The organism is Geitlerinema sp. CS-897 (assembly GCF_028368005.1).
Taxonomy (GTDB): domain Bacteria; phylum Cyanobacteriota; class Cyanobacteriia; order Cyanobacteriales; family Geitlerinemataceae; genus Baaleninema; species Baaleninema simplex.
On record NZ_JAQNCQ010000129.1, the window covers coordinates 1 to 23205 of the forward strand.

Here is a 23205-nt window from a genome sequence, read left to right on the forward strand (position 1 = left end):
AAGAAAGAGGACTGAGTACGGTCGGGCAGACCGGAACAATGCTCATGGAGGGTAAAGAGATCGGGGTTGGAGTTCGTACTTCAGCTAGACTCTCCCTATGAAGTGAGAATCCCCGCCCCTTCCAGGGCGGGGAGTTGTCAATTTAATTGTTGGGGCAATGGTGGGCGAGAGGTTGAGACGGTGGCGAACTACTTGCGCTCGAAGGTGGCGATCGCCTCACGGTTGGCGGTTGTCAGTCGTTCTAAGGCCGCGATCGCCTCGGGTTGGGATTTGACGCGGGCTTCGAGGAATAAGGCGATCGCTTCTACCATTACATTCTGTAGTTGTTCTTGGGGTTGGGTTTCGGGAAAATCTAGGAACGGACGCCCCGTCGTGCTGTCGAAGGTTTGGGCGATGGAAAAATGGTTGGCACCCTCGAGAAGTAGCAGATAACTGTCGTTGCGTCCTCCGGCGATCGCGTCTTGAAAAGTTCGCTGAATTGGGGTTGTGGGCTGCTCCCAAGTGACGCCGTATCGATGGCTGCTTTGGGCAATGACGCCGTCGCAGGTTCCGCCGATTAACAGTAGGGGTAACTCGTCAGGTAAGGGTAAAATTGTCCCCGGTTCGTACCCTATTTGTACGGCAGCGGCGGTATGAGCGCCATAGGCAAAGGAGGCGACGACTTGCGAGAAAAACTGGGGACTCGCGCTTTCGATCGCCACTCGTCCGCCTGCGGAATGTCCGCCTAAGACAATGCGATTTAAGTCTAACAATCCGGCTAATATGCCTTTATTTTGCAACTGTTCTAAGGTCTTTAAAATCGTCGGTAACGCCGAAGCGGTCGGACCCGTTCCGTAAAGCTGTGGCGATAGCATTTTTATATCGACGCCGGGTGTCAACGCCACCATTCCCGGTATGTTTTCCGCCACCCAAGAAAATGTAACGACGACAAATTTTCGTTCGGCAAGTTTTACCGCCAGCCATTGATAGACTTCGGGACTGCAATTAATGCCGTTGAAGAAAATCACGACGGGAAACGGGGCGTTTTTGTCGTCGGCGGGAACGATGCCTAAATTTTGCGATCGCTCGTCGTCTGGCAGGCAAGCGGGATAGAAGATTTTAAGATTGAGAGTATCGTAAGGAGATGCTGCACTTTCAATTTTGGCGGCTTCATAAATGGCTCGGACAGTCATCGGATGAAAACTCCAATTTTATGGGTTTATTTTTGCAAAAAAATTAAATTTATGTTATTGTAAAATAATTGCTTGAATTTGTCGAATTTAAATTTCAAAATACGATCGCGATCGCCAAATTTATTTTATAGCAGTCCCAAATGAGTCGTCAAAAATTAAAACACCCAAAAAAATCTGATTCCCCGTTCCCTTCAATTTTGTTACACAACTGATTTAGGATTGCTATAGTATTTTCTCGAACGATCGATTGTCATGACTCTAGCTCCTTGGCGAACCCATTTATCGGGCGCACTCCATCAAAATCGTAGCTTGGTTTATTCGCGATATTTTCAACTGGCGACCGTTCGTCAAGACGGAACTCCAGCCAATCGAACTGTGGTATTTCGAGGGTTTCAAGAGAAGTGCGATCGCCTGCAAATCGTGACAGACGATCGCAGCGCAAAAATCGTTCAAATCCAGCATAACACCCACGCCGAAGCCTGCTGGTATTTCCCCAAAACTCGCGACCAGTTTCGCCTTCAAGGAACCCTAGAAATCGCGAACTTCGAGAGTGCTGACGAGGAGTTACAAGCCGCGAGACGACAGGTTTGGGAAAACCTATCCGACAACGCGCGATCGGGGTTTGCGTGGCCGAGATCGGGAGAGGTGCGATCGCCGTCTGAAGCGTTTGAGGTAGACCCCCCGAATCCGAAAACTCCCCTCGACAGCTTTTGTTTGCTGCTTCTCGATCCCTACTGCGTCGATTTCCTGACGTTACGCGGTAATCCTCAAAACCGCTGGATTTACGATCGCCAACCCGATGGAGGTTGGATAGAACGGGAAGTCAATCCTTGAGAAACGGCCAAAATTGGGTTTCGGGAAATGGCAATTTTTCTATACGCTGGGTTTTAAGAAGTCTTCACCACAGAGACACAGAGAACACAGAGAGAGGCTTGTCGGATTGGGAAAAATCAGTATTTGAAATGCGGATTCTGTATCAGATCTTTATTGACTATCGAGATTTCCGGTATCTTGGATATGCCAGGAATCTTATGCCTTTAAAATGCCAGTTTTTTGGGGACGTGAAACCTAGAGAGATTTCGGAGAGTCTAAAAAACCGCGATCGATGAGATACGTCCAGTAGGTTTTTAATAACTGGCGATCGACTGGCGGACAAGCGATCGCAGTATCTTTCAATCCTTGCAAGGTATTTTGACAGTCAAACCTCAATTTGACCACTTGCAAAAGTTCCTCAGACAGAGTTTTCGGGAAAATCGGAAGTAAAGATTTCCATCGTTGAGAGTGCGACTGCTGGACGAACGCTTCTAAGCGCGATCGCCAGGGTTCGTACGCCATTTGTTGGAGGGGATAGCCAAAGGAAGCGATCGCTTCGATTAACGCCCTCAACTGGAGCGGTTTCGGGTTGGTTAAATGGAAGACTTTATCGCGGTTTTCCGGCTGTCGAGAGAGGTGAACGATCGCCTGACTGACGTAATCGACGGGGGTAAAATCCCACACTGCATCGACATCGGGGGCGCTTTGTAATTGGACGAAGCCTTTAAGTAAAGTATGGAGGAAATCTTGGGTGTTGCAAACTCCCGTTTGACTGTGTCCGGAAATGACGCCGGGGCGATAAATACAGACGGGAATTCCCCGCGATCGCGCGATTTGAGCGATTTGTTCGGCGACCCATTTACTTTGAGCGTAACCGTTAAACAAACCTCGCCAGCGATCGAATCCGTCGGCTTCCGTCACCACCTCGCGATCGAGATAACTGGGAGAATGCACCACCGACAGCGACGAGATGAAGTGAACGGCTTTCAGTTTCGTCTGACTCGCGAACCGCAACACTTCTTGAGTTCCCGAGACGTTAATGGTTTTGAGGGCAGAATAGGGATAGACAGAGTTGACTAACGCGCCGTTGTGATAGATCGTATCGATGGAAGCGGCGAGATCGGAAAACTGCGCGATCGCCAATCCCAAACGAGGTTGCGAGAGATCGCCGGGAACCGCAACGATGCGATCGCTAAAACGGTCGTTCCAGAGTTGGTAATTTTCGAGATTGCGTCGAACGCGCTGTTGTGCAAGGGTTTCGTCAGAGGCGCGAACCAAACAATACACCGTCGCAGGGGTGTTTTGCAGGAGTTCGGCTAACAAAAACGCCCCTAAAAAGCCCGTCGAACCCGTTAAAAATACCTGTTGGGGCGTTTCCACCCACTGAAACTCAGCATTGGGGGCTGCGATCGCTGCATCTAACGCCACTTCTTTCTCTAAATCCAGTTGCGACGTTACAGAATTGCGGTTTTCCAACCGTTCGACTAACCCCGCCACCGTCGGCGACTCGAACAGATCCACGAGGGTTAGTTCCGCCTGTAACGTCGAACTGACGCGGGTTAACAGTTTCGTCGCCAACAGCGAATGTCCCCCTAACTCGAAAAAGTCGTCGTAACGTCCCACGCGATCGACCCCCAACACCGCCGCAAAAATTTCGGCGATCGCCACTTCCCTCGGGGTTTGCGGCGCTACGAAGCGGTCTGTCACCGCCATATTTGCCGGTTCTGGAGCCGGAAGTGCCTGACGGTCAATTTTTCCGTGAACGTTAATGGGCAGGGCGTCTAGGGTCACGAAGGCGGCGGGAACCATATATTTGGGCAGTCGCTTTTCAAGGAAGCGGCGCAGTTGTGGCGTTGTCGGCGTCGCCTCGGCGTTGGGGACGATGTAGCCGACGAGTTGGCGATCGCCCTCGCAGATGTCGCGATCGAGAACCACGCTGGTTTGAATGTCGGGGTGTTGGTTCAACGCCGCCTCGATTTCGCCGAGTTCGATGCGGAAACCTCGGATTTTGACCTGGTTGTCGATGCGTCCGAGAAACTCCAAATTTCCGTCTTCTCGCAGACAAACGCGATCGCCGGTTTTGTACAAACGCGCCCCCGGTACGGAACTAAACGGATCGTCAATAAAGGTCTGTTCGTTCAAATCGGGGCGGTTGAGATAGCCCCGTGCGATTCCCGCCCCACCGATGTATAATTCGCCGGGAATTCCCAGGGGAACGGGTTTGAGACAGGGATCGAGGACGTAGGTGGTGGCGTTGCGAATGGGGGTTCCGATGGGAAGTTCTCGTCCGCTGCGTTGGCTGAGGGAAAGTTGGGAGAACTCGACGGTGGTGGTAACGACGGTGGCTTCGGTGGGGCCGTAGCTGTTGACGAGGCGCACTTGCGGCGATACGCAATTTTGCCACAGTTCCAGGCGATCGCCGAGGGCTTTTTCACCGCCGATAATCACCAAACGCAGGGAATCGGGGACTGTGAGGCGTTCGGTGGCGATATCTGCGGCCAGTTGATGCCAAAATGCAGTCGGTAAGTCGAGGACGGTGATGTTGTGTTGGTGACAGGCGTTGAGAAATCCCGACATCGACCCCAACCAGCGATCGCTTCGCAAAACCAACGTCGCCCCTCGCGTCAAAGCGGGAAAGATTTCTTCGATCGCCGTGTCGAATCCGAGGGTGGCGAACTGTAACACGCGATCGCGGTCTGAAATGTCGTATTCCTCGCTGGCGGCTTCGGTGAAGTTCACCAGCGATCGATGTTCGACGGCGACGCCTTTGGGGGTTCCGGTCGATCCGGAGGTATAAATGACGTAAGCGAGACGATCTGAATTGACGGGAACGTTGGGCGGTTCTGGGGATTCTGCGGCGATGTCGTTCCAATTGGCGTCTAAGGCGATCGCGTTGGTGCGATCGAACTGGTCGATGAGGGAGGTTTGCGTAACGATCGCCGACGGTTGCGCGTCGGATAAGATGGTTTCGAGGCGTTGGCTGGGGTACGCAGGATCGAGGGGAACGTAAGCCCCGCCTGCTTTGAGGATACCCAACAGCCCCACGAACAGATCGATCGACCGTTCTAAACACAACGCCACTAAGCATTCGGGTTGAATTCCCTGTTTTTGAAGATAGCGGGCGAATTGGTTGGCTTGGCGATCGAGATCGCGGTAGGTGAGTTGACGATCGCCGCACACGAGGGCGATCGCGTCGGGGGTTTTTTGAACTTGCGCCTCGAATAACTGGTGAATGCAACCTTGAGGGATTTCGAGAAGGGTTGGCGGTTGTTTCGACAGAATCTGTTGGGCTTCGGTCGGGGTTAAAATGGGCAGGTCTAAAATAGACGTATTGGGATCGGCGATCGCGGCGTTCAACAGGGTTTGGAAATGTCCCAACAGCCGAAGCATCGTCGTTTCGTCAAAGAGATCGGTGTTGTATTCTAATTTTCCGATCAGTCCGATGTCGGCTTCGACGAGGTGAAAGGTCAGATCGAATTGGGCGGTTTGATTGTCGATGCGCGAATGGCTGACATTTAAACCGGGAAGTTCGATATTCTCGATCGAAAACGCATTTTGCAACACCAGCATCACCTGAAACAGTGGGGCGTAGGCGATGTTTCGCGTCAGGTGGAGTTTGTCTACGAGGGTTTCAAAGGGAAGGGTTTGATGGGCTAACGCCCCGAGAACCGTTTTTTTGACGCGATCGAGGAGTTGGCGAAAACTGGGATTTCCCGAAAGATCGGATCGGAAAACCAGGGTGTTGATAAAACAGCCGATTAACGATTCGACTTCCGGTTGGTGGCGGTTGGCGATGGGAGAACCCACGAGAATGTCTTCCTGGCTGGTGTAGCGAAATAACAGGGTTTGCAATCCCGCCAACAATGTGGTAAACAGGGTGGTTTCTGCCTGTTGAGATAGAGTTTTCAGTCCGTCAACCAGGGTTTTTGGAAGTAAGAACGAGAGGGTTTTTCCGGTAAACGATTGAACCGTGGGGCGAGGGCGATCGCTGGGAAGTTGTAAAACATCGGGGGCGTTTTTTAAGGTTTGTTTCCAATAGCTGAGTTCGCGATCGAGACTATCTCCTTGAAAATACTGTCGTTGCCAATTGGAAAAGTCGGCGTATTGGACGGAGAGTTCGGGAAGTGGCGAAGGTTTACCTTGAGAAAACGCCCCGTACAACGCACTGAGTTCGCGGAAAAAGACGCCGATCGACCAAGCATCGACGGCGATATGATGTAGGGTTAAAACTAAGGTATGGTCGGTGTCGTCGAGTCGAACAAGTTGGACGTTCCAACACCAATCTTTATCTAATTTAACGGGTTGACACGCCTGTTGAATACCGATTTCGCGCACTCGTTCGTCTTGTTGGCTGGGGGAGAGCGATCGCAAGTCGAAAACGGGTAATTTCCACTGAATTTCGGGAGCGATCGCTTGTACGAGTTCCCCATTTTTGTTTTGTAATGTCGTCCGCAAAATTTCGTGACGCCGCACGATTTCTTGAATACTGGCTTCTAAGGCGGGAACGTTGAGGGAACCGGAAATTTTTAAAAAGGTCGAAATATTGTTAGAAACGGCACTTTTAATCCCCAGCCGATCTTGAAACCACATCCGCTGCTGGGCGAAGGAGACGGGACAGTGTTCGATTGTGTTGGCAACTGGCGATCGCTCTCGTTTTGGGATTTTAAGAGAAGAAGAATTCGATCTATTTTTATTTTTTTGAAGCAAGCGTTTTAAAAGTTCTTGTTTTTCAGGAGATAGGTTAGCAATGCGTTGAGAAAGATCGGTCATGGTTTGAAAAAAAATAACGTTGAGTCTCTCCAGATCCCCGAAATTTTGTAAATTTCGAGGATCTAGCTTTTAGAGCAAAGTTTTGAAAAATTAGACGGCGATCGCAGATTTAGACGTGACAAAATCTTGTTTGATTTGATTGAGATGGTGTAGGCTTTCCATCACCCAATCGAACTCAACACCAAAGTCAATTAACGCCGCCACATCATCAACCCCAGCTTGTTGAAGTAAGTCGATTTTCTGTTTGCAGGTTTCGGGCGTTCCGATCAAAACTTTGCCGTTCAAGTAGGTTTCAAAGCTAAAATCGAGTAAATCTTCCAAATCTCGAGGCGTCAACTTTTCAGGATCGACTGACGCCCAGAGGTCTCCCGCTGATTTAACTACCAAGTCGAAATGGGTTTTTAAGTAGTTTTTAAACGGCGTTTTAACCCGCTGGCGCACGAGATCGAGATTTTCGCCGATGAAGGTGTGAACCATCAACGCCACCTTGCCAGAATTGGGATCGCGACCGTGTTTTTCTAAGGATTGACGGTAGAGTGAAACCTTCCGCAAAATGTCATCTAAACTCTGGTACAGTGGCGAAGTTAAAATGTTCGCGCCAATTTTACCCGAATCGATAAAGGTTTGGTCAGATAAAGCAGTGATCCAAATGGGAATTTCGGGCTGAAGGGGACGAGGAAACGTACGAACTGAAATGGTTTTGTTTGCGCCGTTTTGAAGAGCGATCGCTTCGCCGCGCCAAAGTTGTCGAATCACTTCAATGTCGCGCCACATAATGTCTTTTTTGTTCTCGAATTTTTCCGGGTAAAACACGAAATCGTTGGGATGCCAACCCGGTGCAAAAGAAAGGCTGACGCGACCGTTTGAAAGGTTATCTACCATCGACCATTCTTCTGCAACTCGCAGGGGATTTTGTAGCGGAACGACGACGCTTCCCGAACGAATTTGGATGCGTTCCGTTACCGTGGCGATCGCAGCTCCAGCGACGGAAGGATTGGGGTACAAACCACCAAAAGCGTCGAAATGACGTTCGGGAACCCAAACAGCAGAAAACCCGTTGCGATCGGCAAATTTTGCCCCGTCGAGTAACAAGCGATATTTGTCGCGAGAAACAGTCGAACCGTTTCCAGAAAAGTAAAAGAGACTAAAATCCATGAGTTGTTCCTAAATTTAAACAAAGAGATAGATGTAGGGTAGGCAATTCCCACCGGTATTTCTTCAAAAAATTCTTCTTTCCTACTGCTCTAAAATTAATGAGCTGTAGGGTAGGCAATTCCCACCGGTATTTCTCCGAAAAATTCTTCTTTTCAAGGGTGAACATTATCCCTCAGTATTTCTTTGAAAAATTCTTCTTTTTAAGGGTGGGCGATGCCCACCCTACCGCTCGAATTATTAACGATTCGAGGAGAATTTCAGATGCAAAATGCGACCGTTATTTTTGAACAAAAGTAGGAGAACAGGAGACAGCAGTTTTGCCCACCAAGGAAGCCGTTGAGGATAGTGTGGATACTGTTCCAAGTAGTAAATTTCGTTCTCAAGAGCGATTCCCTCTCCCCAAGATTCCAAAGTTCGCCCGCGATCGATCCCGAACTTAAATTCAGCATCCGTTTGAGACACCGTATCGTGAATTTTAGTGCGCTTTGCCAGAGACGAACTAATGACATCGAAAACAAATTCAGCCTGGGGAAATCGGGATTGAAGCTGCGAGACGATCGCTCGGTTTTCTTCCTCCGTCAAATACATGGAAACACCTTCCATGACAATTAAAACCGGCTGTTGGGTAGAAATTTCAATGTCATCGAGCCACGCAAACTCTAAAATTGACGTCGCAATAAAACGATTACGATCGCTCTCTTTAAAAAACTTGCGCCGAAACTCGATGACTTCAGGAAAATCGACATCGTACCAACAGACAGAACCGTTATCGACGCGCTCGAACCGCGTACAAAGTCCGCAGCCCAAATTGATAACAGTTGCCCCTCGATACCGCTTCAGGAAGTTTGTCACCAGGCGATCGAACTCCCGCACGCGAATCACAACCCCCAATTGCGACGCCCACCCTTTGGCATATTTTTCAAAGTTATAGCGGGTTCGCTCGACAATGGCGACAGCTTTCGGATCGCGAAACACTCGATCCGATCGCTGCGTTTCCAGATAACGCGCGTAAAGGGTAATCATCAACGTTTCCGCCACGCCCGTAAGCTGTTCGGCAGATTCTAGGCGATCGATCGTCATGGTTTCAAACTTCCTTAATTTCGCTTAGAAAACAACAAAACTTAGCCTTCTCGCGCCAGTTGCGCTTGCACTTCCTCGAGAGACAGATTTTCAATTTCTGCTAGGAGTTGCGCCGCTTCCTCAGACTCCTCCGTCTCTTCCTGCTGCGCTAACTGTTCGCTCACCGCACTGGCTAATCCCGCCACAGTGGGAGTTTCCGACAACAACGCCCGCAAAGACAAATCGACGGGATAGCGATCGCGCAACTGTGACATCACCCGCACCGCCAATAGCGAATGTCCGCCGAGTTCGAAGAAGTTGTCTTCTACGCCAACCGCTTCGATTCCCAGTTGTTCTTGCCAAAGTTGCGCGATCGCCGCTTCGATGTCGTTGCGCGGTGCCACGTACTCCGTAGACTGGGCGGGGCGTTGGTGCGTCGATTTCACGGTTTGGGCGGGTTCCGGTGCCATCGCCTCCGCCATCAGGCTTAAATCGTGGTGTTCGGCGAGAACCCCTTGCAAGTCTTTCGTAGAGACGACGGCGCGATCGAGTCCCCGTTGCAACACTCGCGTGAGCGCCTCGACGCCTTCACGGGGCGAAATCCCCGCCGCGAGGCGAGTTTCGGGGAAATGTCCCGCCTCGACGCTCATTCCCACCTCTTGCCAGATATCCCAATCGATGGAAATTGTGGGGCGATCGCACCGCGTCGATCGCTCTCGCGCCACTGCATCGAGATAAGCGTTCGCCGCGCAGTAATCCACCTGTCCCGCACCGCCGACTAAGGCACTGAGGGAGGAAAATAACAGGAGAAAATCGAGGGGCGTATCTTGGAACAAGCTATCGAGAATTTGCGTTCCTTCGACTTTGGGACGCATCACCGTCTCCGCCATGTCGCGGGTTTTCAGGGGAATAATGCCCCCACCGGCGACGCCTGCGGTGTGGAAGACGCCGTGAATTTCGCCGAAGACTTCCCGCGCGCGATCGATCGCTGTTTGCATCTGAGTGCGATCGCCCACATCTGCACTCAACACCAGCAATTTCGATCCCAGTGCCTCGATTTCTTGCATTTTGCGAATTTTGTCAACTATTTGACTGGAAGCATCTTCCTGGGCAACGTAGCTATCCCAAACTTCACGTTCGGGGAAGGCAGAGCGACCCAAAAGAACCAAATTCGCCCCGACAGTTTCGGCGAGAAATTCGGCGATCGCCAGTCCAATTCCCCCCGTTCCTCCAGTAATCAGGTAGGTTCCACCGGGACGAAACACCGATTTCGGGGTGCTGGCGTCCAACCGAACCGCCTCATAACTCGGTTCCCAGCGATAGTTTCCGCGATAGGCGAGAGTTTCCGCCACCGTATCTTCGGCGGGTTTCGCCGCCTGAGTCAGCATTTCTCCAATCAGGCGATCGATAAACTTCTCCCGATTTTCCTCGAAATCCGCAACCACCACATCGAGATGGGCGCAAGTCAAATTGGCGAACTCTTGGGGAATCACCCGACAGGGGCCGAGAATCGTGGCTTTCTCAGGACAGAGAGATTCCGTTCCCGTCACCTCCTGCACTTGACTCGAGAGAACGCAGAGAGGATGGAACCGTTCGGCGTGGCTTTGTCCCAACGCCTGCGCCAAATACAACAGACTGTAAAAACCGAGGGTTTTGGCGTCTTCCGAGGCTAAATCCTCCGACACCGTCCAGAGATGGGCGAAAACGGGCGATCGCCCCAAAAATTCCAAATCTCGTACCAAGGCGTCGTAATGGTCGCGATCGCCGGGATCGATCGTATAAACGTTTTCGCTGCTGTGGTTGTAGACGGTTCCCGGTTTGACCCGGACGACGCGATGTCCGAAGGTTTCCAGGCGATCGCACAACGCCGTCCCCATCCCAGTATCGTCTACGAACACCACCCAAGACTTGGCGTCTTCGAGATCGACATTGGGTAACACGGACCGTTTCCACGAGGGAACGTAAAACCAATCGCCTAGATCGGTATTTTTCATTAAGGTGACGGGCGCATCGTCCAAAGCTGCCGGAGGATCGATCCAGTAACGCCGACGCTCGAAGGGATAGGTCGGAAGCGGAACCCGCCGATACGCGCGATCGCCGTAAAACGCCTCGCGATCGACTTCGATTCCCTTCACCCACAGTTGTCCTAACGTCTGTAACAAAAACGCCAACTCGTCGGTGGTATCTTTGGCGTGAGGAAGCGACGAAAGGATCGTCTGTTCCTGGGCTTGCTGCTTGGCTAACGTGCAGAGGGTGCGTCCGGGGCCGACTTCAAGGAAAATCGCCTCGGAATCTTGCAGCAGTTCCCCAACTCCCGCCGCAAACTCCACCGTTTGACGCAACTGTTGCGCCCAATATTGCGGGTTCGTCGCCTCTTCCTCCGTCATCCAAGTTCCCGTAACGTTGGAGATAACGGGAATCTGGGGCGGATTCAACGTCACCCGTTGCAACTGTTTGACGAACGGCGCGATCGCCCCTTCCATCATCGGAGAATGGAAAGCGTGGGAGGTGTGGAGGGGAATGCAATCGATGTCTTGCGCCGCCAAGTGCGATCGCAGCTGTTCGATATCTTCAACAGTTCCCGAAACCGTCGTCAGGAAAGGACTGTTACTCGCCGCAACCGATAGCGACTTATCTAAATAAGGACGAACCGCTTCCGCTGACAAGCGTACCGCAACCATCGCCCCAGGGGGTTGTTGCTGCATCAACCGTCCCCGCGTCACCACCACGCGCAACGCATCTTCGAGGGAGAACACCCCCGCCACGCACGCAGCCACGTATTCGCCGATACTGTGACCGATCGCCGATTTCGGTACGATCCCCCAAGAGATCCACAGTTGCGCCAGGGCGTATTCGATCGCAAACAACGCCGGTTGCGCGATCGCCGTTTGGGTAAGTTTCTCTGAGTTGTCCCCAAACAGAATCGATTTCAAATCCAGTTGGTGTTGAGTTTTCAGAATCTCGAAACAGCGATCGCAAACGTCCCGAAACCTCGGTTCCGCCTCGTATAGCCTCCGCCCCATGTTGAGATACTGTGCGCCTTGACCGGGGAACATGAAGATAACAGACGGTGTACTGTCCGCCGCTTCTCCCGTCACCAAACCTCCCGATTCCAAACCCGCGATCGCTTCTTCGATAGTTTGCGCCACCCAAACCCGACGATGGGGAAATTCCCAACGTCCCATATCCAAGGTGTAGGCGACATCTCCGAGGTTCAAATTCGGCGAGGTTTTGAGATGTTGCGCCAGGCGATCGCTGGCGTTTTCCAACGCCGTGGCGGTTTTCGCCGACAAAGACAGCAGTTGCGGACGCACTGGCGTTTCCGTCGGTTCCGGTGTCGGGGCTTCTTCCAACACCATATGAACGTTGGTTCCGCCGAAGCCAAACGAACTCACCCCCGCACGTCGCGGCGTTCCGTTCCGAGTCCAATCCGTCAGTTCTGTATTGACGACAAACGGACTGTTCTCGAAATCGATTTGGGGGTTCGGTTCGGTAAAGTTAATGCTGGGGGGAATCTTTTGGTGATGCAACGCCAGAACGGTTTTCATCAACCCCGCAATTCCCGCCGCTGCGTCCAAATGTCCCACGTTGGTTTTCACCGAACCGACGCGACAGAACCCTTTGCGATCGGTTTTGGCGCGAAACGCCTGCGTCATGGCTGCGATTTCGATGGGATCTCCCAACGCCGTCCCCGTTCCGTGGGCTTCCATGTAGGAAATGCTGTCGGGTTCCACTTCCGCCATAATTTGCGCGGCGCGAATGACGCGGGTTTGTCCGTCTTCGCTGGGGGCGGTGTAACCGACTTTCTGCGCCCCGTCGTTGTTGATTGCAGAGCCTTTAACCACTGCATAGATGGTATCGCGATCGGCGATCGCATCTTCGAGGCGTTTGAGAACCACCACCCCGATTCCGTTTCCTCCCACTGTACCGTTGGCGTTGCGATCGAAGGCGCGACAGTGTCCGTCTGAGGAGACAATTTCATCGGGAGACAGCGTCAACTCGCTTTGGGGAACTTTCACCGAAACCCCCGCACCCAAAGCGATATCGCATTCGCCACTCAGCAAACTCTGACAGGCGAGGTGAACGGCGACGAGAGAACTCGAACAGGCGGTTCCCACGCTGACACTGGGGCCGTTGAGATTTAATTTATAGGAAACGCGGGTTGGGAGATAGTCTTTATCCACGCCTACCAACGTCGAGAGTAGTCCCCGAGATTCGATGATGTCTGGGTTGGGGCTGAGGTTATACAACAGGTAGGTTCCCATTCCCACCCCCGCAAACACTCCGATCGCGCGTTTTTCTTCGGGGGAACTGTAACCCGCGTTTTCTAAAGCTTCCCACGCCGATTCGAGAAACAGCCGATGTTGGGGGTCCATCACTTCGGCTTCGCGAGGGTTGAATCCGAAGAAGTCTGCATCGAAGCGATCGACTTCTTCTAGTATCGATCCCGCCCGTGGGGTTTGGCTGTCGGAACTGTTGAAGGGCGACACCAATTCGACGCCGTTGGCTAAGTTTTTCCAAAAGTCTGCGAGGGTTTTGCTTCCGGGGAATCGCCCGGAAAGACCGATTATGGCAATTTCTAAGCCGGTGTAGTTCGAGTTCATAAGTTAAATTCTGGTTTTTTGCTTCATCCGAGGAATACCTTCAACATAGAAGGAAAGACTCACATTAAATCCCCAATCCTCCCTTTATCACTGGTGACTGGTGACTGGTGACTGTTTATCATGCCGATCGCGATTTTTGAAACCGCTGTTTGAGCCGATTTTTACCGCGATTGAGTTTGGTCTCGACTTCCTGGTTTTGAGAAGTTAAGGCTTCGGTGTTTTCTGGACTTCCCAACTGTTTCGACAACTGCTTCACGGTCGGATATTTAAATAAATCGACCAAAGAAAATGTTAGTGATTTTGAAGAAAAATGGTTTGTGAGTTTCCGATAAACCGAGGTCATTAACAACGAGGTCGCGCCCAAGTCGAAAAAGTTATCGTTGATGCCCACTTTTTCGAGATCTAAAACCTCTTGAAATATCGCCGCGATCGCCTGTTCGATTTCATTTTGAGGCGGAACGTAACTGACCTCGATTTTCTCGAAAGATTCCTCATCTTTCGGAAGGGCATTGCGATCGACTTTTCCATTTGCCGAGAGCGGTAATGCTTCTAAAAATCGGAACGCCGACGGAATCATATATTCCGGTAACTTTCCGCTCAGCCATTGGGTGAGAACCTCCACGTCTGGGGTTTCTTCTCCGTCGCGAACCACGAGATACGCCACTAATTTGGCTTTTTGTCCCGTGCCGATCGCTTGCACGATCGCCGATTTTATGCTAGAATATTGAGTTAACATCGACTCAATTTCTCCGGCTTCAATGCGATAGCCTCGGAGTTTGATTTGGAAATCGACTCGTCCCAAAAATTCCAGGTTTCCATCAGGGAGAAATCGCCCGCGATCTCCGGTGCGATAAATCCGTTCTCCAGTGCGCGGGTGGGTGATGAAATTCTCGGCAGTTTTTTCGGGATTTTTCCAATAGCCTTTTGCCAGTTGAACCCCGGAACAATAGAGTTGACCGGGAACCCAAATCGGACAGTCTTCTAACGCCTCGTTCAAGACGTAATATTTGGCGTTTGCCATCGGTTTTCCGTAGGGAATACTCGTCCAGTTCGGATCGACGCGTTCGATCGAATAGCCGATATTCCAAACGGTGGTTTCAGTCGGGCCGCCAATACTCAGAAGTTGGATGTTCGGGGCGAAATTGCGAATGCGATCGGGAAGGGAAACCGGCCACCAATCGCCGCCTAAAATTGCCAATCGCAAACTCGACAACTCCACAGGAGGGCGATCGTCTAAAGTATTGGATAGCATCTCCATCATTGCGGGAACCGAGTTCCACAACGTCACCCCATTTTTCTGAATTAACTCCATCCAATGGGTGGGATCTTTGACGAATTCCGCCTCGGGTAACACGATCGCACCGCCAACACTCAGCAATCCGAAAATGTCGTATACCGATAAGTCGTGATTGAGTGCAGTTAAGGCGATCGCGCGATCGCTCTCGTTCACCTGAAATCGCAGGTTGGTAGACTGCACCATGTTGGCGACGTTGCGATGGGTAATCTCGACGCCTTTGGGCAATCCCGTCGAACCGGAGGTATAAATGACGTAAGCCAAATCGTCGGGAGTCTGTACCCAACTCAAGGGTTCCAGGGTTTCGTCAACGGGTTCGCGATCGATACACAGGCAATTTCGAGATTCCAACGTCGGTAACGCCTCCCGCAACCGAGATTGCGTTAAGACGATCGCCGCTTCGCTGTTGTCGAGAAGATATTCAACCCGTTGCGAGGGCAACCCCGGATCGATGGGAACGTAAGGCGCACCCGCCATGAGAATTCCCATCACCGCCACGATTTGTTCCCATCCTTTTTCCATGACGATCGCGATCGGATGGTTGGGTGTGGCACCGAGATCTCGCAAGCGATGTCCGAGACAGTTGGCGCGATCGAACAAGTCTCGATAAGTCAGTTGGCGTTGCGGCGCAATAACCGCCACGGCTTCAGGTTGCTGGCGCACGCGTTCGGCGAACCATTCCTGCAACACGACATCGGGAATCGGCGCATCGGTGGTGTTGACGGCGTTCCGCTGTTCGAGTTGCGCCTCGGGTAACAGGTGCAAGTCTGACGCGTTCCAGATTTCATCGGATGTCGCCAGGCGATCGAGTAAGCGACAGTACGCCTCGAACATCGCCGACACCAACCCCTCGGGAAACAGTTCTTCGACGACATCCCAGTTAAACAACAGTGCGTCGCGATCTTCGGACACTTGCACGTCCATCCAGGCTTGAGAGGCTTGGCTGATACCGTACACCAACTCGCCGAAATGACTGAACGTCCGGGTTTCTTGTCCGGCGTTGGCGAATCCCAAGGTACTGGTAAACACGACAGGCATCGCCGTCGGTGGGGTTCCGTTGCGGCGGGAGAGTTCCCGCGTCACGCGCACGCCGCTAAAGTAACGATGTTCTAAGTCTTGCCAAAGCTGGGTTTGTAAGGCACTGGCGCGATCGCGGAAGTTGTTTCCGGCATTGCGATCGACCGCTAACAGCGTTACGGAGGTAAAATCACCCAAAATATCGTTGACCTGTTCGTGCATCGGTAAGCGGTTGAACAGTGCCAAGTTGATGGTGAATTGTGGGGTTTTACTCCAGCGGGCAATAATTTCGGAAAAGGCGGCCAACAACGCGCCTGATGGCGTCAATCCAGCTTTGGCGGCGTTTTGTTTGAGTCGTTGCCAGTTTTCTGGCGAAATGCTGGCGTTGTAGCGGCGACAGTGATGTTTTTCGATCTCTTTGGGATTTTTCGCCAGGGGTAAATCGGGGGCTGGCGGCAATTTGTCGAGGCGATCGCGCCAATAGTTCTGCGATCGCTCGAACAGTGGGGTTTTGAGAAGTTCCCGTTCCGCTAATGCGTAATCGCGAAAGGAGAGTTCTAGGGGAGGAAAGGTTAACTCGGGGTTTTGGTAGAGTTGGAACCACTCGTCAAACAGCCGAAACAGACTCCAGGCGTCGAATACGAGTAAGTCGAAGCTGATGTGCAAGCGCACTCGCTGCTGGGGAAGGCGCGTCACGCGGAAGTCAAACAGCGGCCAGCGATCGGACGGGATGACTTGGTGCGACATGAACTGACGCAGGGTTTCGAGTTCGCTGGCGACGGCGTCTTCGGTGCGTTCGCGCAAGTCCAAAACTTGCAATTGATACGGGGGAACGGTTTCGAGAATTTGTTGCTGTCCGTCGGGGAGTACGACAGCTCTCAACATATCGTGTCTGGCGATGAGCTGTTGCAGGGTACGGCCCAGGCGATCGCAGTCGAGATCGCCGCCTTCGATTTCGTAATACCCGTGATTTGAAACGTTCCCCAGTTCTAAAATGCCACTTCTCCCCACCCAAAAGGCGTGCTGCATATCGGTTAAGGGGAAGGGATCGTGACGGGATTGCAGATCGGGGACGATCGAGGGCAGTTCGCGATCGATCGCCGTCATATCTTGGGTTTCTAAACGTTTGAGAATTTCTGATTTATGCTGAGTTAATAAATCGCGAAGTTCGGGAGTTAACGCCCCTTTTGGCGCGTCAATTCGTAAGGAATTCTCGATTTTAGACAGCCGAATTCCACGACTCGACAGCGAGCGTAAAAGTGAGTGTAAATTCACAATTGTCCTGAGTGAATGCGAGTTACGTTTGGTCTGGGTTTGGGTGTTGTCCCGAGAGCGAGATTCGGCGAATTTACGGAGGTGCGTCGAGCAGATCGACTCGACGTTACCGCAAATTCCTTTCAATTGCGATTTCAGCTATTGAGAATAATTTCTAAAACGTGAGCGTAGCATATCACAGCCACTTCAGCAAATGCAAGAGAATCTCAAGAAGTCTCAGGCTTATCTAACCTTATGGCGATATCGTGTTAGAGAAGGATATAGAGGGCGATCGCAGCGCTTCAGTCTTCGAGAATACAGGAATTTTCGACCCAGTCGACCGCCACGCGAAACGGTGACAGACAGCTAGATTACTGGGAATCTTTCGCGATCGCACCCGAGGAAAGCCAACGCGGGGATTCTCTGTCATTCCCATGAGAGCGTAGTTTCAAACGGCGATCGCGGTAAATTTAGCGGTGTCAGCCTGACGAACTGCTCTATAAATGATATAAGATGTCATCTGTAGGGATTGCAAAAGCGAATTGAACCCAGTATTATCATCGGGGTAGATTCTTGCAAGACCTCTGAGAGCGGTTGTGGCTTCCTCAAAGCTGACCGACTCGGATGCCCCGTTTCGCAAAATCGACGAGACCTAGCCAAGATTTTTAGTACTCGCAAGTTTTTAACGCGATCGCGCCCCAAACCGAACGAACTTCGTTCGTAATTCCGCTTTTCGACTTTCCGGTTTTTGGGACGTATCGAAAACCCACGCACTCCATAAAAAAATTCCAATCGATCTCGTTTCTCTCGGTCGCGATCGCGCCTGAGAAATGGGAGGAATGGGTATGACATGAAATTTCGAGAAATTCGACCGCTAACCTTTGACCTCGAGCAACGGAGATAACAGTGTCGCAACCTCAACAAATCGGTTCGAGAAAATCCCGTTCGACCCTGGTCGATCTTTTACGCGAACGAGCCAGCACCCAGGGCGACGCCACGGCGTTTACCTTCCTCCGCAACGGCGAAGACGAACAGGATATCTGGAGTTTTGCCGCCCTCGACGCGCGGGCCCGGGCGATCGCCGCTCGATTGCAGTCCTCTCACCGTCCGGGCGATCGCGTGTTGTTGCTATATTCCCCCGGTTTAGAATTCGTCGCCGCCTTTTTCGGCTGTTTGTACGCCGGAGCGATCGCCGTTCCCCTGTATCCCCCGCGACGCAACCATCACCTGCACCGCCTACAAGCCGTTCTCAAAGACGCCGACGCCGCGATCGCCCTCACCACCCAAGACGTGATGGCGCAGATTTCCCCTTGGTTGGCTAAAGTCCCCGCCCTGCAAGGGATTCAGTGGTACAGAACCGACGAGTTCGGTGTGGGGGACGGCGCACTTTGGCAACCTCCCGACCTGTCTGGGGACACCCTGGCCTTTTTGCAATACACCTCCGGTTCGACGGGACATCCCAAAGGCGTGATGGTGAGTCACGAGAACTTACTCTATTGCAGCGCCGATCAAGCTTTAACCTGGGAGTACAGCCCCGAGAGCGTCAACGTCACTTGGCTCCCGGTGTTCCACGATTTAGGCTTGATTTACGGGATTTTACAGCCGATTTATCAGGGGATTCCCTCTTATGTCATGGCACCTGTGGCGTTTTTACAGCGTCCGGTGCGTTGGTTGCAAGCCATCTCTCGCTATCGCGGAACTCACACCGCCGCCCCCAACTTCGCTTACGAACTCTGCGTTCAGAAGATTGGGGAAGACGAGCGATCGCAACTCGATCTCAGGTGTTGGAAAATGGCGATGAACGGGGCCGAACCCGTGCGTCCGACGACGTTGGCGAAGTTTTCCGAGGCGTTTGGCGACTGTGGCTTCGACGCCAACGTCCATTGTCCCGCCTACGGTTTGGCCGAAGCGACGCTGAAAGTCACGGCGATCGCCAAATCCGAAAATCCCGTGTCGCTGACGGTGGACGCCGGAGAACTCTCGCGCGATCGCGTCGTTCCCTGCAACCCCAACACCACCGACAGTCTCACCTTAGCCTCCTGCGGTCGCCCGGTTCTCGAAACTGAAATCGCCATCGTCCACCCAGACACCCACAGCCAACTTCCTCCCTACGAAGTCGGCGAAATTTGGGTCGATAGTCCCCTCGTCGCCCAGGGTTACTGGAACAACCCAGAGGCCACCGAAGCCACGTTTAACGCCAAACTCTCCGACGGCGGCGATCGCGAATTTTTACGAACCGGAGATCTCGGCTTTCTCGACGACACCGGGGCGTTGTTCGTCACCGGACGGTTGAAAGATTTAATGATTATCGATGGCGCGAATTACTATCCCCAGGACATCGAAGCTACTGTCGAATCCTGTCATCCGGGGTTGCGCTTGGGGGCGGGTGCAGCCTTCGCCGTGGACGTCAACGGTCGAGAACGGTTGGTGGTAGCGCAGGAGTTAGAGCGCACTTACCTTCGCCATCCCGAATTAGACTCTATTATTATCGCGGTTCGCCAGGCGATCGCCCAAAACCACGATCTCCCCGTCCATGCGGTGTTGTTGTTGAGAACGGCGAGTATTCCCAAAACCTCCAGCGGTAAAATTCAACGCCAAGCCTGTCGCCAAGGATTCCTCAACCGTACTTTAAATATCGTGCGCGAGTGGAGTTACGACCCGCGCGATCGCACGTCGTTTTTACAGCTATCTTCTGATATCGAGGCGGTGACGAAAAAACTGCAAGAACCGCCCGAACCCCCAAAAAGCGATCGCCAACTCTCCGCCAGCGAGGTCGAAACTTGGCTCAAACAGAAACTCGCCCGTCAACTCGATATTGCCTTAGAAGACATCGACACGCAACAATCCTTGGCCTATCACGGGTTGACCTCGCAAGGGGCGATCGCACTGCTTGCAGAACTCGAAACGAAATTTTCGCGATCGCTGACGCCCACTGTTCTGTGGAATTATCCCACGATCGCGGGGTTGTCGTGCCACATCGCGGGGGAAGAGACTGTCGAAGAGTCCACGCCGACGGTACATCCGACGCCTTCTCAACCCGCCCGTTCTCCCTCGACAGACACCGATGCGATCGCCATTATCGGGATGGGTTGTCGTTTTCCCGGTGCGTCCAGTCCCGAGGAATTTTGGGATCTCGTCAAACAGGGGAAAGACGCCATCGGTGAAGTTCCGCGCGATCGCTGGGATCGCGATCGCTTCCCCCGCGATAAAAAAGGCGTCCATCAAGGCGGATTTATCGACGGCGTCGATCGCTTCGATCCCGAGTTTTTCGGGATTTCCCACCACGAAGCCACTCGCATGGACCCCCAACAACGGCTGTTGATGGAAGTGACTTGGAACGCTTTAGAACACGCGGGAATCCGCCCCGACAGCCTCGTGGGAAGCGAAACTGGGGTTTTTGTCGGCGTCGCCTCTCAAGACTATGGTTGGTTACAACTGGAGAATTTCGACAATATCGACGCTTACGCGGGAACCGGGAACGCCTACAGCATCACCGCCAACCGTCTGTCCTATTGGTTGGATTTACGAGGTCCCAGCATGGCGATCGACACCGCCTGTTCTGCGTCTCTCCTCGCCGTCCACACCGCCGCCCAAAACCTGCGATTGCAAGAGTGCGATCTCGCGATCGCCGGAGGGGTAAACCTCATTCTCAACCCCCGTTTGAATTTAGCCTTTTCCGACGCGGGAATGATGGCCTCAGACGGTCGGTGTAAGACCTTCGACGCGCGGGCTGACGGCTACGTTCGCAGTGAAGGTTGTGGATTGGTGATTCTCAAACGCCTGTCCGACGCCCAACGGGACGGCGATCGCATTTTAGCGGTGTTGCGCGGAACCGCCACCAACCAAGACGGACGCAGTAACGGACTCACCGCCCCCAACGGAATGTCGCAACGAGACGCCGTGCGTAAAGCCCTCGATCGCGCTGGAGTCGAACCCCATGAAATTGGCTACGTCCAAGCCCACGGAACGGGAACTTCATTAGGCGATCCCATCGAACTGTCCGCCCTCAAAGCCGTTCTCAACACCGGGCGATCGCCCCAGGATACCTGTTGGATCGCCTCGGTGAAAGCCAATATCGGACATTTGGAAGCCGCAGCGGGAATCGCCGGACTTATCCAAACGGTTTTGGTTCTCCAACACGGCGAAATTCCCGCCCAACCGCATTTTCAGAAACTCAACCCCCTCATCGACCTCGAGGGGACGCCCTTCAAAATTTCCACCCAGCATCAACCGTGGGTGGCGCGAACGCCACGCCGTTTGGCGGGGGTCAGTTCTTTCAGCTTTGGCGGAAGTAACGTCCATGTCATCGTGGAAGAAGCCCCAGTTCGTCTCTCTTGGTGCGCGTTCCCTAGCGCCGTGCGACGGCGCGGGGTCGCACCGCCGATCGATCCGCCTCGCCCAACCCGCGATCGCCCGTTGCATCTGCTGACGCTTTCCGCCCACCGACGCGAGGCGTTAACGGAATTGGCCTTCAAGATGCGATCGCATCTTCAAACCGCGCCAGAAAAAGAGTTCGCCGATATCTGTTACACCGCCAACGCCCACCGAACCACGTTTCGACATCGCCTCGCCATCGTCGCCGCAACGCCCGAACAGATGCGGGAACGCTTGACGCAATACTTACAAGGAGAGAAACCGTCGGGAGTTTACAGCGGACACGAACCCCCGTCTCGCGCCCCCATCGCCTTTGTTTTCCCCGGAACCTGTCCTGTGTCTCCCGCTGTGGGACGACAACTGTACGAGACTTCGCCGCTGTTTCGGGAAGTGTTCGACGCCTGCGACGACATTGTAAATCCGTTGCTGGGGCGATCGATCGCGGAAGTCCTCGATGACGAAGTGTTAATAGAACCCGCCGTGTTTGCGATCGAGTACGCTCTCGCGCGATTGTGGCAATCTTGGGGTTTAAGGTTAGATTGGTTAGTCGGTCAGGGTGTTGGCGAGTACGTCGCCGCTTGTCTGGCGGGGGTATTCTCCCTGGAAGACGGCTTGAAACTAGCTGTAGCAAAGCATCGCGGCTTAGAGGAATTCGATCTCGTCGCAAACAACCTTTCTTACCAAGCTCCAAAACAGGCGATCGTCTCTCCGCGCACCGGACAAGTCGTCACCGACGCGATCGCCACCCCAGACTACTGGAAACAACAGGTTCGCGAACCGTCAGATACCATTTCCACCGCCGCCATTCCCGAAGAAACCCTGTTTATCGAAATGGGGTCGAACTCGAGCGATCGCCCCTCGTATTTCCCCAGTTTGCGATCGTCTCAAACCCCCTGGGAAACCTTACTCGAGAGTTTAGCCAAACTGACCGTTCGAGGCGTTGAGATCGATTGGGACGCCTTCGATCGCCCCTATTCTCGCCGTCTCGTGACGCTTCCCAACTATCCGTTTCAACGACGACGCTGCTGGTTTGGCGAAGACAATCTCGAGGAGAATTCCCAACAGTCTACAGAGATTGTCAGCGATTCCTGGTTCCAACACCTCGATCGCGCCAGTCGCAGCGATCGCCATCCCTTACTGGTTCGGCTGTTACAAGCAGAATTCGCCCGCGTGTTGGGGCGTTCCTCCCCCGAAGATATCGAACCGACGCGGGGCTTTTTCGAGATGGGATTCGATTCCCTGTCGATGGTGACGTTGAGAAGCCGTCTGGAACGAGAAATCGGACATCCCCTGTCAGCGACGCTGGGTTTCAACTATCCCACCCTGGAATCCCTCGCCGATTACTTACTCCAGGCGATCTTACATCTCGAGAGCGATCGCCCAAAAATCGCCGTTTCCGAAGCCTTACCCGAAACTCCACAAAACCACTCTCTTGGTGCGCGTTCCCTAGCGGAGGGGCTGTGTGCGGAACCTGCGTCCGCACCCTGTAAGCCCCGTCCGTGCGACGGCGCGGGGTCGCACCGCAAAACCGAGTCACCACCAACCACTTTAACGTTCGAGGATATCCAAGAACTCTCAGAAACCGAAGCCGAAACCCGCTTACTCGAAAAACTGCAAAATCTCGAACTGTCGTAAAGGCTTCCTCACCCTACAACTCTCGGTGTCCTCCGTCTCTGATGTGGTGAAGACATTT

8 protein-coding genes are annotated in these 23205 nt (G+C 53.0%); 2 read left to right on the plus strand and 6 right to left on the minus strand.

The features are described from left to right. Positions 1-188: 188 nt before the first annotated feature. On the minus strand, positions 189-1172 hold the full coding sequence (locus tag POG22_RS07790; protein WP_498904565.1) for an alpha/beta hydrolase family protein: 984 nt from the start codon (positions 1170-1172) through the stop codon (positions 189-191). Between the two features lie 252 nt (positions 1173-1424). Between POG22_RS07790 and POG22_RS07795 the strand changes: the two genes are divergently transcribed. After that, a complete protein-coding gene (locus tag POG22_RS07795; protein WP_498904567.1) occupies positions 1425-2006 on the plus strand; it encodes an Npun_F5749 family FMN-dependent PPOX-type flavoprotein in 582 nt (193 codons plus the stop codon). A gap of 234 nt (positions 2007-2240) precedes the next feature. Here POG22_RS07795 and POG22_RS07800 read toward each other — a convergent pair whose 3' ends face one another. From POG22_RS07800 to POG22_RS07820, 5 genes are all read right to left on the minus strand, one after another. Then, on the minus strand, positions 2241-6755 hold the full coding sequence (locus POG22_RS07800; RefSeq protein WP_498904569.1) for a non-ribosomal peptide synthetase family protein: 4515 nt from the start codon (positions 6753-6755) through the stop codon (positions 2241-2243). 90 nt (positions 6756-6845) lie between these two features. Then, entirely contained in the window at positions 6846-7910 is a 1065-nt protein-coding gene (locus POG22_RS07805) for an LLM class flavin-dependent oxidoreductase (protein WP_498904571.1), read from the minus strand. A 237-nt stretch (positions 7911-8147) separates the two neighbouring features. Continuing rightward, positions 8148-8990 (minus strand): class I SAM-dependent methyltransferase, encoded by an 843-nt coding sequence (locus POG22_RS07810; RefSeq protein WP_498904573.1) that lies wholly within the window; start codon positions 8988-8990, stop codon positions 8148-8150. 41 nt (positions 8991-9031) lie between these two features. Further along, positions 9032-13573, minus strand: coding sequence for a type I polyketide synthase (locus POG22_RS07815; protein ID WP_498904575.1), 4542 nt, complete (start codon positions 13571-13573; stop codon positions 9032-9034). A gap of 118 nt (positions 13574-13691) precedes the next feature. Beyond that, the gene (locus POG22_RS07820; protein WP_498904577.1) at positions 13692-17159 is read right to left on the minus strand and encodes a non-ribosomal peptide synthetase; all 3468 of its coding nucleotides are present in this window, start codon (positions 17157-17159) and stop codon (positions 13692-13694) included. A gap of 885 nt (positions 17160-18044) precedes the next feature. Between POG22_RS07820 and POG22_RS07825 the strand changes: the two genes are divergently transcribed. After that, positions 18045-23147 carry a beta-ketoacyl synthase N-terminal-like domain-containing protein gene (locus POG22_RS07825; protein ID WP_498904579.1) on the plus strand — a complete coding sequence of 1701 codons (5103 nt, stop codon included), beginning with the start codon at positions 18045-18047 and terminating at the stop codon, positions 23145-23147. Positions 23148-23205 lie beyond the last annotated feature (58 nt).

What these genes read in the sequence shown, in the direction of transcription:
- POG22_RS07790 (WP_498904565.1), bottom strand. Translation starts at nt 1,172, where the DNA reads ATGACTGTCCGAGCCATTTATGAAGCCGCCAAAATTGAAAGTGCAGCA.
- POG22_RS07795 (WP_498904567.1), top strand. Translation starts at nt 1,425, where the DNA reads ATGACTCTAGCTCCTTGGCGAACCCATTTATCGGGCGCACTCCATCAA.
- POG22_RS07800 (WP_498904569.1), bottom strand. Translation starts at nt 6,755, where the DNA reads ATGACCGATCTTTCTCAACGCATTGCTAACCTATCTCCTGAAAAACAA.
- POG22_RS07805 (WP_498904571.1), bottom strand. Translation starts at nt 7,910, where the DNA reads ATGGATTTTAGTCTCTTTTACTTTTCTGGAAACGGTTCGACTGTTTCT.
- POG22_RS07810 (WP_498904573.1), bottom strand. Translation starts at nt 8,990, where the DNA reads ATGACGATCGATCGCCTAGAATCTGCCGAACAGCTTACGGGCGTGGCG.
- POG22_RS07815 (WP_498904575.1), bottom strand. Translation starts at nt 13,573, where the DNA reads ATGAACTCGAACTACACCGGCTTAGAAATTGCCATAATCGGTCTTTCC.